Source organism: Tumidithrix elongata BACA0141 (assembly GCF_036349135.1).
GTDB lineage: Bacteria > Cyanobacteriota > Cyanobacteriia > Pseudanabaenales > Pseudanabaenaceae > Tumidithrix > Tumidithrix elongata.
Genome location: NZ_JAZBJZ010000001.1, coordinates 87,407 through 100,757 on the forward strand (window position 1 = coordinate 87,407; position 13,351 = coordinate 100,757).

Here is a 13,351-nt window from a genome sequence, read left to right on the forward strand (position 1 = left end):
CAGTCTTGCAAAGGGAAGGGAACTAGAGATCCAATCTTTTGGGGGAATAAAGGGGGAAATCCAAAATTGACGTTAAACATATATAAGGAAATAGAGATGACAGCCTTACAAACACTTACAGTTGCCGACGATGGATTTGGGTTCGATACCTCGACAGGCGAGACCTATACGCTCAATTCTTGCGGTCACTTAGTCCTGCAACAACTCCAACAGGGCAAAAATCGCACCCAAATTGCCCTACTTCTCTCCGAACAATTTGGCATCGCTCAAAGTTCTACAGAACGCGATGTCTCAGACTTTATGCAACAACTGGAAATGCTCGGATTTATCCAATCGAACCTAGCAGGAGTAAAACGATGAGCCATCCTACGATCGCCATTTCAGGGATCAATGCCGTTGACAATCCGGGACCCGGCACTGGCATTGCCCGCAGCCTGCGCGAAGACGAAGCACTGGATATGCAGATTGTCGGTCTCGCCTACGATGCCATGGAACCAGGGCTATACATGGATTGGCTGTTCGATCGCCGTTACATCATGCCTTACCCCTCCTCGGAACCAGAGGTTTTGATCGAACGATTGGAGAAAATCCAAGAACGGGTTGGACTCGATTGCGTTATTCCCAATTTTGATGTGGAACTGCCCCTCTATATCCATTGCGCCCAAGAATTAGCATCGCGGGGAATTCGCACCTATCTGCCAACCAAAGCTCAGTTCGCTTTACGCAATAAAGCCCGTTTGGCAGAAACCGCCACCAGTTTTGGTATGCAGACCCCACGTACCGCTACGGTCACCTCCGTGGTGGAATTACAGACCGCGATCGCTGAGTTAGGATTGCCCTTAATGGTGAAGGGAACCTATTGCAAGGCATATCATGTTTGGACGCAAGCAGAGGCCATTCAACGATTTCATCAGTTAGCAGCAGAATGGGGCTATCCCATCATCGTGCAGCAGGTAGTTAAGGGCATCGAACTCAACCTCGTTGGCGTGGGCGATGGCAATGGTGGCGATCTGGGCATGGTCGCAATCAAAAAAATGACCGTCACAGAGCTAGGGAAGATTTGGAGTGGCGTGACCATCCATCACGAGGGGCTATTCCAAGCCGCCAAAGCTTTTTTAGCACATACCCACTGGAAAGGCGCCTTTGAACTGGAATGTATCGCCACCACCGATGGCACGGTTTATTTAATTGAAATCAATCCGCGATTCCCCGCTTGGACGTACTTTGCCACTGCCGTGGGCATTAATTTACCATCCCGCATGGTACGAGCAGCCCTAGGATTGCCCTTGCCGCCCTTACAGCCTTACAAAGCTGGCAAACTGCTAGTGCGCTACACCTATGAAATGGTCACAGATGCCGCCCCTTTTCAAACCCTAGTCACTTCAGGAGAAAGATAAATGAAAACTGCTACTTCCACCTATGAAAAGCCTTCCATTCAACAACTTAAGAGCGGGCTAATGAATAAATTTGCAGGTGTTACCTCGGCATATAACCAAATCAAAAGCTCGATCGCTGGCGTTCCCGTTGACGATCTCGTCGCCCAGTTCGGATCGCCCCTATTTGTCTATTCCGAGCGATCGCTGCGCCGCAAGTTTCGCACGATGCGTCATGCCTTTACCACCCGCTATCCCGATGTCACCTTTGGCTGGTCGTATAAGACGAATTATTTGAAAGCCATTTGCGCGATTTTGCATCAAGAGGGCGCGATCGCCGAATTGGTTTCCAAAATGGAATATGACAAGGCAAAAGCTTTGGGCATTCCCGGCAAGCAGATCATTCTGAATGGGCCCCACAAACCCTTCGATCTACTGGAAGCAGCCGTGCGGGATGGCGTTACGATCAATATCGATCACTTGGATGAAATTGAGGATTTGGAAGCGATCGCCACGCTACTCGGTCAAACCATTTCTGTGGGCATTCGCCTCAATCTCGATGCGGGGATTCAACCTTGCTGGTCGCGCTTTGGCTTCAATTTGGAATCAGGACAGGCGATGGAAGCGATTCATCGAATTGCGCGGGGCGGTAAATTAAAGATTAACGGGCTGCACAGCCACATTGGTACCTACATCATGGAACCTAGCGCCTATAGCCGCCAAGTCGAAAAAATGGTGAAGTTTGGCTATAACATCGAAGCCCTCTATGGCTGGCAGATGGAATACATTGATATTGGGGGCGGATTCCCATCGCGCAGCCGTTTAAAGGGAACCTACCATGCCGCCGATGTACTCTTACCATCGATTGAGGAATATGCCGATGCCATTTGCGATTCCCTTTGGAAACATCTCAGATCGGGTCATACACCCAAACTGATTATCGAATCAGGTCGCGCTGTGGTCGATGAGGCAGGTTCGTTAATTACCAGCGTTTGCGGCACAAAACGTCTTCCCGATAGCACCCGTGCCTATGTCATGGATGCGGGGGTGAATCTGCTATTCACGAGTTTTTGGTATCGCTTTGACATTGCCCTCGATCGCCATGTGCCTGGAACTGCCGAACCCTCGGTGGTCTATGGCCCCATGTGTATGAATATCGACGTAATCGCCGAAAGCATTTCGCTACCGCCGCTTTCCCGTGGCGATCGCATGGTGATTTCTACGGTGGGAGCCTACAATAATACGCAATGGCTCCAGTTTATCGAATATCGCCCCAATGTCGTGCTAGTTACAGAAACGGGCGAAGTGGAATTGATTCGGGCAGCGGAAGACCTCAGCGATTTGGAACGACGCGAACACCTGCCTGCCAGACTTGCCTCCAATGCTTTTAACGCCTTGCCTCAACTCTCAAGTGTGGGATGGAAATAAGACCTCTCCCCAACCCCTCTCCTCGCAGGAGAGGGGCTTAAAAGCTTTGCATTTTCTTACTCCTCCCTTTCCTGTCAGGAGAGGGAGGTCGGGAGGGAGAGGTTCATCCAACTTATGCCATCCTTTCCCAAGCTGTCACAAACAAACATAAAATTGGAATAGTTATCGATGTTGAATATTCGCCAGCGATCGCCTTCTCTCGGAAATTCTAACTGGGCAATTCTATCCAAGCCATATTTACGGCAAAACTGGAAGCGTTTAATGAAATGGGGGCAAGCCCCCCAGCACTTCTTGCAAGCGGTCTGTGCTGCCATTGCTGAAATTATGTTTTTGCGCGGTGCGGGTATGGGAGCCTGCCTGCTGATCGCAATGTTCCTACAGCCCTCGGTTTTAATCATGGGACTGACGGGATTGATGGCAGCGGTTATCTTTGCCACCGTGGCAAAACTGAAACAGGACTATTTAAATTTCGCGCCGTTACTCTTTAATCCCCTCTTGGCGGGATTGAGCGTGGGCTATCTCTTCCAACTCAGTCCTGCCTCCCTCTTCCTGTCAGCAGCAGCGGGAGCCTTCGCTTTTGTTTTAACATGGTCGCTGTCGCATATTTTGCGAACGGTGTTATTGCTGCCCGTGCTCAGCCTTCCCTTTGTTGCCGTGAGTTGGATCGTGCATCTGGCTGCCTTTCGCTATGCGGGTTTGCAAGCGGCGATCCTGCCCGTTCACACCTACACGATTGGTTTGCCATTGGAATTTGAAGGCTTTTTGCGAACCTTGGGATTGATTTTCTTCTTGCCCAATATCTGGGTGGGCATGGTGGTGATGTTGTTGCTGCTAATCAACTCCCGCATTCAATTCTTTCTCGCGATCGCTGGCTATGCCTTAGGAACCTATACACGCGGCATTCTCACGGGCACTTTTGCCTATGTATACTACGATCCAGCCACGCTGAACTATATTTTGGTTGCCCTCGCGATCGGAGGATACTATCTGCTGCCCTCAGTACGCAGCTATGCTCTCGCCGCGATCGCAGTGGTGATGACAGCAATCCTAGGCGAAGCGGTGAGCGTGTTTTGGGCAGCGGTCGGTTTGCCCGTCCATGCCTTTCCCTATAATGTCGTCACCCTATCGCTGTTGTATCTGTTGGGAAGCGTAGGCAGAGGCTTACTTGCCAAATATCCGCAGGCTTCCCCCGAAAAGACTTTAGATTACGAACTCACGGAAAGACAGCGCCATCAAGGTAGCGGTCGCGCGATCGCCTTGCCCTTTGCGGGACGATGGATGGTTTGGCAGGGTTGTGATGGACGCTGGACGCATCAAGGACTCTGGCGCTATGCCTACGATTTTGTGATTCGGGATGAGGAAGGACAAACCTTTCGGGAAGGGGGACTCCAACTCAGCGATTACTATGCCTTCCAAAAGCCCGTACTGTCGCCAGTCTCAGGCTGGGTCTCGCGCGTGGTGCGCGATCTGCCTGACTGTGCGATCGGAACCGTAGACCAAGATCGAAATTGGGGAAATTTTGTGATTCTGGTTGACGATCGCGGCTTTTATGTGGAGATTTCCCATTTTGCCCAAGATAGTATTGTCGTAAATCAAGGCGATCGGATCGAACGCGGCGCTTTACTCGGACGCTGTGGGAATTCTGGCTATTCGCCACAACCTCACATTCACATTCAAGTCCAACTCACGCCAGAGATTGGTGCTGCTACAGTTCCCTTTAGCTTTGCCAACCTGCGCGTCAATGACGAGTTTTGTGCGGAATCCACACCTGTAGAATCTGCGGAGGTTGAGGCTGTGTCTTTAGATCGGGCTTTGCTCCAAGCATTATCCTTGCCACTGGATTCGCAAATTAAGTTTCAAGTCCTGCGGAAAGGGCGATCGCTATCGCCTCTGACAGTGACAGTTCGGATGGCGATCGATGGTACGTTCTATTTAGATTCGGGCAAAGCAAAGTTATATTTCCGCCGCGATGACAGTGGTTTCGTATTTCATCGCCTCGTGGGCAACGATCCCGCCCTCGCTGCTCTATTAATCGCCATGCCTTGGCTACCCCTGTCGCGCAAACAAGGGCAATTCTGGTGCGATTACGTGCCCATCGGTTTAGTCACGACTCAATGGCGACAAATGTTTTACCAGTTTGGCAGTTCGCTCTACGCACCGCTAGGCTCCGCCAGCTATAGAGGTGAATGGCGATCGGAGAATACCCTCGTCGGCACGATTTCCATTCCCTTTGTCAAACAAAAAATCTCTACCTCTGTGACGTTCGATCGCAGCGGACAACTTGTAGCGATCGACATTGACAAACAACTGAGCCTGCAAAGAATTTCCTAGGTTTGCATGATTTATTACTCAGTACCTCGGAAATGCTTTTTTTTGCTTGATAAATTCGGATTTAGAACTGAGTCCAGTTTTGTGAATTTAGAAGAAGTGGCTATACAGATTGCGATTGATTTTGACAACCTCTAGATTATAATATGTTAGCCTTGTTTATATTCATGCATAAAGTAAGGGTAAAAATGGATACTTTAGCGGAAACATTAAATGCAAGATTATCGAAATGGCAGCCAGATGTTGCTGAATTGGCGAGGAAGTTCATTCTGGAAATCATTGATTTAGCCGATCGCGATGCTTTAGATATCTTGCGATCGCCTTCTGTAGAGCAAGAGGTCTTGGATTTACTGGATGAATATTAAGCAAGGAGAAGTCTGGTTAGCGGATTTGGGAATCGCAGCAAAGACTCGTCCAGTTGTAATTGTCTCTCGTTATGACGCAAATCCTCCGCGAGTTTTAGCGATTTACGTACCTCTGACAACTCAATACAGAAATAGCGACTATGAAGTTGTACTTCCTAATCTTAAATTTCTCAATCAATCATCTGTCGCTACTGTTCAGGGTATTGAAAATTTTCTAAGATAATTGTAGTTGTGTGGAGATAGGGAGGTTATGTGCTAACGGACATCGCAAAAAGGCTAGAGCTACACAAGGTCTGGTTAGAAACAGGGCATGAGAACGGCGAGCGTTTCATTGCTAAAGATCTGAGTGGAGCTATTCTTAGTGAAGCTAACTTAAGTGGAGCCATTCTTAGTAGAGCTAACTTAAGTGGAGCCATTCTTAGTAAAGCTAACCTAAGTGAAGCAGACCTAAGTGGAGCAGACCTGACTGAAGCTAACCTAAGTAGAGTAAACTTTTACAATGCAATCTTTTTTGGTGTCAACTTCAGTAGAGCCATAGTTCAATTTGCATTTTTTAGTTCTAAAAGTTTAGGTATCTCTGAAGTTCTAAAACAAGATTTAATTGCAAGAGGTGCTATTTTTGAATTTGCCAACCTTAAAGGAGCCGACCTTCGAGGAGTAGAACTTAGTGGAATCAATCTTACTGAAGCCGATCTTAGAGAAGTGAACCTTAGTAAAGTTAACCTTAATGGGATCGACCTCCGTGGAGCCAATCTTAGTGAAGCAGATCTTAGCGGCTCAGATCTTAGTGGTGCTAAACTCAGTGCGGTTGACCTTTATGATCCCAGAATAGCCAATCTTAGTGGTGCTAATCTTAGTGGAGCCATCCTCAGTGGAATCGATCTTTTTGGAGTCGATCTTACTGGAACTAATCTCAGTGGGGCGATAGTTCAAAACACAGTTTTTGAATCTAATCTTGGTGTTTCTGAATCTCTAAAGCAAGATTTGATTGCGAGAGGCGCGATTTTTAAAGACTCGTAAGATAATTGGTTGCCACAATCAGACTTTTTCGCAAATGACAAAAAGCTCAAGAAGAGGGTTGGCTAGACAATTCCCTAATAAGCGATTAGTCCCAACGTCTCAGCGCGATTCCAAAATTCAGCAAGACTAAAACTCAACCTACGATCGCTTCAGACGGCAATGCTTCGATCGCGATCGCTGCTGGTTTTTACAACTAAATCAAACAAGAAAATTGAGCCAATTTGGTTAAATTTATGCAGGGACAAGTAAAATATGTGTATTGATATCAGGCTTGGAACATGAACGCTGTAAAAGAGCTTATTTTAGGCAAGCTAGAGCATTTAGAAGCTTTATCTGAACCTGTTTTACAAGAGGTTTTAGATTTTGTCAGCTATTTAGAGTGGCGGCTGGATCCAAATCATCGCCTAGTCCCAAGTCCTAAACTGGTAGAAGAGGATTTAGCGAGAGAAACAGAAGAAGATACAAGTTCATTTCTATTGGGAATCGCAACGTCTTTTGCGACTGGTCTATCAGACAAAGATTTGGAATGTTTGCCCACTGATGGTGCCGAGCATCACGATCGCTATCTCTACAATCCGCAAGTATGACCGAGTTGATTTTTGCCGATACTTTCTATTGGGTTGCATTACTCAGCCCTCGCGATAATTTCCACAACCAAGCGATCGCAATTACAGAAAAGCTAGGTAAAACAAAGATTATTACGACCGATGAAGTACTTACAGAAGTTCTCAATTTCTTGTCTGAAGGTGGCGTAAAACTACGCGATCGAGCAGTAACTACAGTTCGGAAACTGCTTAATGTAGATTCGGACAAGGTAATCGTGTTACCTCAGTCTCATGAGACCTTTTTGGGTGGATTGGAATTATACGAACAGCGACTAGATAAGGGATATAGCCTCACAGACTGCATCTCAATGGTAACAATGCGGCAAATGGACATCGAGCGAATATTGACTCACGATCGCCATTTTGTTCAAGAGGGTTTTACAATTCTGTTTTCCAGAGATCGCCTCATCTAATCAGAAGCGATTGCCATTCATAAGATCTCAGCACGATTCCAAAATTCAGCAAGCCTAAAACTCAACCTGCGATCGCTTCAGAAAACCAATCGCCCCCCTCGACGGGATCGACTGACAAAGCACCAGAGCAAATAAATAGTGTCACCAGCACTTCTCTATCTATACCCCAAAAAGCTTGGATTTGGCGAGTAATTCTAGCTCTATCGATGGGAAGTAAGCAGGAAAGTAACGCAACCAGTAAATTCTGAAAAGAAATATCTAGCGCTAGTCTTGGATATACCTTCATACCAACAACCAATTTTATCTTTCCTTAAGCATATCTGGGTTGTTGAAGATCTCGCCCCCTACCTTCACACAAATCTGAAATCCCGAACAATCTCATCGCGATCGCTGCTTTTCGCTCAAATCAATCAACGGTAGGGGTATAAACGCTGCGTACTTCATGCGATCGCCTCATCTCTATGAGATCGCTGGTAATACCAGAAAGATTTTCAGTAAAGTTTCTTGCTAATACGATAAACTTGGAACAGTTTTCACTCAAATTTAATCTATGTACGTGTTGCATAACCTTTGGGCTGCAATCAAACGTTTTTTTATCCGTAAGCTATCCAATCCTACTTTAGTTACTCCTATGCTATTCATCACGAATCGCGTGCTTCAAGAAGGTCCAACCTCTTCTACCGTCGATGGCAACTTGGTACTGCCGCGATCGGTGAATTTTAATTTACGCAATAATCAGGCGGAACAGTCCGTCTACTTTTGTCGCCGCAATAATAAAGACGATTATACGGAAATTGGTGGAACAGCGTTTTTATCAGAACTTAAGAACTCTAACGCACAGGAAATTTTAATTTACGTCCACGGTTTTGCCAATTTACCCGAACCAGCAATATTTCCTAGAGCAGAGGAGCTACAACGGTTATTCGATCAGAAAGCTCCCGGCTATATGGTTGTTGTACCCGTTATTTGGCCCTGCGATAGCGATGATTCGCAGCTCAAAGACTACTTTGACGATCAGATGGCTGCCGATCAAAGTGGTATGGCTTTTGCGCGGATGTTTCAAAAGTTTCTGGACTGGCGGGACATCAACAGTACGATCGATAATCCCTGTATCAAACGCATCAATATTTTGGCGCACTCGATGGGAAACCGCGTTTTGCGGGCAACCTTTAGCAGTATTGTCCAGTACTTTTTGCCCCAAGGAATGCCGCTAATGTTTCGCAACATTTTCATGGCGGCCCCTGATATCGTCAATGAGGCATTAGAACCAGGTCAAGAGGGACAGTTCATTCCCACCGCAGCACGTAATGTCGTGGTTTACTATGCTTCTGACGATCTAGCCATGCGGGCGAGTAAGGTGGCAAATCTAGGCAATCGCATTGCTTCGCGACGGTTGGGGCACACGGGCCCAGAGCATATGGATAAGGTTAGCAAGAACGTGTACGCTCTAGATTGTGACGATTTCAACACAGTCTACGATCCACCCACTGGACATGGTTATTTTGCAAGCGATCGCAATGGGAACCCTGGCATATTGTTCGATCACATGTGGCGCTGCATTGACATAGGGCGGGTTCCAATGTCCCCATCCAATGCACGGAGTGCGATTCTGAGGCGTGAATGGCTGGAGTAGTTTTAAAATGATTATCCCGAATTCACGTTAACTAGAAATTCTACTGTGCAGGTTGCGGAAATTTGCTTTTTGCTTTTGATTTGCGTGCCAAAATCGACGGCTTTTTTTGCCCTCGTCATGGCATGTTCGGGAGCGCTTTGAGTGCCGAAAAAAATCTCACCGATCGCTGGCAAACTATAACTATCGCTACAGGATCTGATCCCAACGACGGAATATCCGATCGCTTCCATCATCCTGTCCGCTTTATTTTTGGCTTTTTGCATGGCTTGTACGATCAAGTCTAATTTGCGCTGTTCTTCGTCATAGTCCCATGCCAGCGATCGGATGGCGATCTTCTTACCCTCTGCACAAATCCCAAGGATTTCCCCCAACTTTTCTAAGGCATCAACCTTCAATTTCACGGTATATTCTGCCGTGGAGTTTTTGCCAAATATGCCTGAATTGCTTTGGAACGATACCGATTCTGTATCAATTTCTATCGATTCGCAGACTTTCTTAATTCTCTCGATCGCAGTTTTCAGATCTTCCGAGGCGGCGATCGCGGCATTCCCAAAAAAGACTTTTTCGCTCGTGACATTCACAATTACAAAAGCGCGAACGGCTTCAAGCTCAGCAGTTACAGTTTCGCTGATTCTCAGTACACCATGTTCCATAAATTTTGCAATACGAGATGTTTAAGGGATTATAAATCAGTCCGAACCGTATTACTGGGATCGATATTTTGTAGCGGCAGGCATCCCAAAGGAAATCGATTCTTTGCAGTCCACTGCCAAGCGTTGCGACCCTAGGAAAAAACAGGGATCAAAATAGCGATCAAAAAATTTTATTGAGGCGATCGAAAACGATCCTACATCTGATAAGATAAAGTGCTGACTCCAAGGGTGACTAGCGCAATGGTAGCGCATCGGACTCTTAATCCGTTGGTTCTGGGTTCGAGTCCCAGGTCACCCATCTAGACCCCATTCAAAAAATTCGATCGCCTTGCCCATACCATCATCAGGAGTCAAGACAGATTCGGAAATTTAGACGCAATTAATATCAGATTAAATTCAGGAAGATGCACAAAACCTTTAAACATTCTGAAACCCTTTAGGCATTCCAGCGATCGCAATCCTAAAATTCAGTTGTGCCAATTCTGCGGTACGGCCTTCAAGGCTATACGCAGTCAGATAACAGATTTATGCGGCATGGTCGAACCATACCGAACCCACAAGAACTCCGATCGAGCAAATCGGGATCGCGATTTGGGATGCTTCGGTAATGTGTTCAACCTTACCAGAATCACCCAATCGGCATGTTATATGATGCCAAAGGGCATAAATGCCTATTGTTAAGCTAGAGTCAACAACTTGCAGGCTAAGCTCAATTTGCTAAACTCACTAACAAATAGCTAGATTTAGGTCAAGGCTGTCCATAAAACACGTCAAGTTCTCCAGCAAGTTAAACAAAAAAGTTAAACCAATCATACAAAAGGAGTCATGCGTTAGTTAAAGTGGCAAGTCAAATCAACAATAGCGATATTCGCAATTCCCACACTGGGAACCCCAAAGTCAATCAAACCGCAAACTAAACTGCACATCAAACTATGGAAACTTCGGTACAGAGCAATATCAAAATTGAAGACGACCGTACAGGCTTAAGTGTTGAGACACTAAAGCGAGCTTTTGCGGATAACCTTTTTTACATTCAGGGGAAATATAACGCCATTGCCACGCCCAACGACTACTACATGGCTCTGGCTTATACCCTACGCGATCGCCTATTGCAGCGATGGCTCAAAACTGTCAAGACTTATCTAGATCGAGATGTCAAGATTGTTTACTATCTTTCCGCTGAGTTTTTGATGGGTCGGCACCTCGGTAACAGCTTGATCAATTTAGAAATCTATGAGAGCGTTCGCCAAGCCGTTCAAGCCTCTGGGCTGAACTTAGATGAACTCCTAGAACAAGAGCCCGATCCCGGTTTAGGGAATGGAGGTCTAGGTAGACTCGCTGCCTGCTTTTTAGACTCACTTGCTACCCTCGAAATTCCTGCGATCGGCTATGGCATTCGCTATGAGTTCGGTATTTTTAACCAATCCATTCAAGATGGTTGGCAGGTAGAAATTCCAGACAAATGGTTGCGATTTGGAAATCCTTGGGAAATCGAACGTCCCGATGCCACCGTCGAAGTCAAGTTTGGCGGTCATACGGAGGTCTACCACGACGATAAAGGGCAAGAGCGCGTGCGGTGGATTCCCAGCCACACAGCGATCGGCATTCCCTTTGATACCCCTGTGCCCGGCTACGACACCAATACCGTCAATACCTTGCGGCTTTGGAAAGCAGAAGCTGGCGATGACTTTAACTTCCAAGCCTTTAATGCGGGAGACTATGACGGGGCTGTATCGAGCAAGATGCGATCGGAAACCATCTCTAAGGTTCTCTATCCCAATGACAACACCCCTCAAGGTCGGCAACTGCGTTTAGAACAACAGATTTTCTTTGTTTCTTGTTCGCTGCAAGACATCATTCGGAATCATCTACGCAAGTATAAGAACTTAGAGAACCTGCATGAAACCGCAGCAATTCAACTAAATGACACCCACCCAGCGATTAGCATTGCTGAGATGATGCGATTGCTTTTAGACGAGCATAAAATGGATTGGGATGTGGCATGGCGGATTACCCAACGCACCTTTGCTTATACCAACCACACCTTGATGCCTGAAGCACTAGAACGCTGGACAGTGAGCCTGTTTAGTTCCCTACTTCCCAGACATTTAGAGATCATCTATGAGATCAACAATCGCTTTCTCAACGATGTCAAAACTTGGTATCCAGGGGATGATGCACTGTTGTCTCGTCTATCTTTGATTGAGGAAGGACAAGAAAAGCAAGTCCGAATGGCTCACTTAGCCTGTGTAGGCAGTCATTCTGTCAATGGTGTAGCAGCCTTGCATACAGAGTTGCTCAAGCATGACGTACTCAAGGACTTTTACAAGCTTTGGCCTGAGAAGTTTATCAACAAGACCAATGGCGTTACCCCTCGGCGTTGGGTACTGCTCAGCAATCCTAAACTATCAGCATTGATTACAGCCAAGATTGGGAAGACATGGCTGACGCATCTCGACGAACTGAGAAAACTGGAAGCCTATACGGACGATCCTGTTTTTTGTAAGGATTGGCATCAGATCAAGCGAGAAAACAAGGCTAAGTTGGCTGAGTACATTCAATATCACAGTGGTGTTGAGATTAATGTAGATTCGCTGTTTGATATCCAAGTCAAGCGGATTCATGAATACAAGCGTCAACATTTAGCGATCTTGCAGGTTGTGGGGCTATATATCAAGATTAAAAACAATCCCAATATCGACATCGTACCCCGCACCTTTATTTTCGGTGGCAAGGCAGCTCCTGGCTACTTTATGGCAAAACTGGTGATCAAGTTGATCAACTCCGTCGCCAATGTCGTTAATAAAGATCCCGATGTCCGCAATCGGTTGAAGGTGGTGTTTCTCCCTAACTTCAGCGCTTCCTTAGGACAGCTAATCTATCCCGCTGCCGATCTTTCCGAGCAGATTTCTACGGCAGGGAAAGAAGCTTCTGGGACAGGTAACATGAAATTCACCATGAATGGAGCCTTGACCATTGGCACGCTAGATGGAGCCAACATCGAAATTCGCGAGGAAGTTGGAGATGAGAACTTCTTCTTGTTTGGTTTGACCACACCCGAAGTCTATGACATGAAGGCAAAGGGCTATAACCCTCAACACTTCTATCAAACCAATCCCGAACTTAAAGCTGTGATCGATCGCATCTCGATGGGTTACTTCTCATCTGGCGATACAGAACTCTTTAAGCCCTTGATCGACTCGCTCATGTATCACGATGACTACATGTTGTTTGCCGACTATCAAGCCTACGTGGATTGCCAAGAACGGGTAAGCGAAACCTATCGCGATCAAAAGAAGTGGACAAAAATGGCGATCTTGAATGTAGCGCGATCGGGCAAATTCTCTGCCGATCGCACGATCAAAGAGTACTGTGATGAGATCTGGCATGCCAAGCCTGTGAAGGTATCCCTAGAGGAATACACCCAAGCCCATGCAACCCTCAAGGGTTAAGGGAACTAGAAATCCCTAACGTAGGGGCAATCCCCCCGTGATTGCCCCAAATCGCCCGATCGCTTCAATTCAATCCAATTT

13 protein-coding genes and 1 tRNA gene are annotated in these 13,351 nt (G+C 46.6%); 12 read left to right on the forward strand and 2 right to left on the reverse strand.

The annotated features are described in order from the left end of the window. The first annotated feature begins 96 nt into the window (after positions 1-96). From V2H45_RS00345 to V2H45_RS00385, 9 genes are all read left to right on the forward strand, one after another. Positions 97-360 (forward strand): PqqD family protein, encoded by a 264-nt coding sequence (locus V2H45_RS00345; RefSeq protein WP_330481609.1) that lies wholly within the window; start codon positions 97-99, stop codon positions 358-360. Then, positions 357-1,397: an ATP-grasp domain-containing protein gene (locus tag V2H45_RS00350; protein ID WP_330481610.1), complete on the forward strand. Its 1,041-nt coding sequence runs from the start codon at positions 357-359 to the stop codon at positions 1,395-1,397. Before V2H45_RS00345 ends, V2H45_RS00350 begins: the two co-directional genes overlap by 4 nt. Further along, the gene (locus V2H45_RS00355; RefSeq protein ID WP_330481611.1) at positions 1,398-2,801 is read left to right on the forward strand and encodes an alanine racemase; all 1,404 of its coding nucleotides are present in this window, start codon (positions 1,398-1,400) and stop codon (positions 2,799-2,801) included. A 168-nt stretch (positions 2,802-2,969) separates the two neighbouring features. Next, positions 2,970-5,132 carry an urea transporter gene (locus V2H45_RS00360; protein WP_330481612.1) on the forward strand — a complete coding sequence of 721 codons (2,163 nt, stop codon included), beginning with the start codon at positions 2,970-2,972 and terminating at the stop codon, positions 5,130-5,132. Positions 5,133-5,317: 185 nt separating this feature from the next. After that, positions 5,318-5,494 carry a hypothetical protein gene (locus V2H45_RS00365; RefSeq protein ID WP_330481613.1) on the forward strand — a complete coding sequence of 59 codons (177 nt, stop codon included), beginning with the start codon at positions 5,318-5,320 and terminating at the stop codon, positions 5,492-5,494. Beyond that, on the forward strand, positions 5,484-5,717 hold the full coding sequence (locus tag V2H45_RS00370) for a type II toxin-antitoxin system PemK/MazF family toxin (RefSeq protein WP_330481614.1): 234 nt from the start codon (positions 5,484-5,486) through the stop codon (positions 5,715-5,717). The genes V2H45_RS00365 and V2H45_RS00370 overlap by 11 nt, the downstream gene beginning before the upstream one ends. A 29-nt stretch (positions 5,718-5,746) precedes the next feature. Continuing rightward, positions 5,747-6,514 carry a pentapeptide repeat-containing protein gene (locus V2H45_RS00375; protein WP_330481615.1) on the forward strand — a complete coding sequence of 256 codons (768 nt, stop codon included), beginning with the start codon at positions 5,747-5,749 and terminating at the stop codon, positions 6,512-6,514. Positions 6,515-6,792: 278 nt separating this feature from the next. Further along, positions 6,793-7,101 (forward strand): hypothetical protein, encoded by a 309-nt coding sequence (locus tag V2H45_RS00380; protein WP_330481616.1) that lies wholly within the window; start codon positions 6,793-6,795, stop codon positions 7,099-7,101. Continuing rightward, positions 7,098-7,532: a type II toxin-antitoxin system VapC family toxin gene (locus V2H45_RS00385; protein ID WP_330481617.1), complete on the forward strand. Its 435-nt coding sequence runs from the start codon at positions 7,098-7,100 to the stop codon at positions 7,530-7,532. The genes V2H45_RS00380 and V2H45_RS00385 overlap by 4 nt, the downstream gene beginning before the upstream one ends. 61 nt (positions 7,533-7,593) lie before the next feature. Here the strand turns inward: V2H45_RS00385 and V2H45_RS00390 are convergent, their stop codons facing one another. After that, positions 7,594-7,818, reverse strand: coding sequence for a hypothetical protein (locus V2H45_RS00390; protein WP_330481618.1), 225 nt, complete (start codon positions 7,816-7,818; stop codon positions 7,594-7,596). Positions 7,819-8,163: 345 nt separating this feature from the next. Here V2H45_RS00390 and V2H45_RS00395 point away from each other — a divergent pair, with 345 nt between their 5' ends. Then, positions 8,164-9,165: an alpha/beta hydrolase gene (locus tag V2H45_RS00395; protein ID WP_330481619.1), complete on the forward strand. Its 1,002-nt coding sequence runs from the start codon at positions 8,164-8,166 to the stop codon at positions 9,163-9,165. 11 nt (positions 9,166-9,176) lie between these two features. Here the strand turns inward: V2H45_RS00395 and V2H45_RS00400 are convergent, their stop codons facing one another. Further along, positions 9,177-9,818, reverse strand: coding sequence for an SIMPL domain-containing protein (locus V2H45_RS00400; RefSeq protein ID WP_330481620.1), 642 nt, complete (start codon positions 9,816-9,818; stop codon positions 9,177-9,179). A 226-nt stretch (positions 9,819-10,044) separates the two neighbouring features. On the opposite strand from V2H45_RS00400, the gene V2H45_RS00405 reads away from it, so the two are divergent. Both V2H45_RS00405 and V2H45_RS00410 read left to right on the forward strand, forming a co-directional pair. Then, a tRNA-Lys gene (locus tag V2H45_RS00405) sits at positions 10,045-10,116 on the forward strand. A 634-nt stretch (positions 10,117-10,750) separates the two neighbouring features. Next, positions 10,751-13,270 (forward strand): glycogen/starch/alpha-glucan phosphorylase, encoded by a 2,520-nt coding sequence (locus V2H45_RS00410; RefSeq protein WP_330481621.1) that lies wholly within the window; start codon positions 10,751-10,753, stop codon positions 13,268-13,270. The last annotated feature ends 81 nt before the right edge of the window (positions 13,271-13,351 follow it).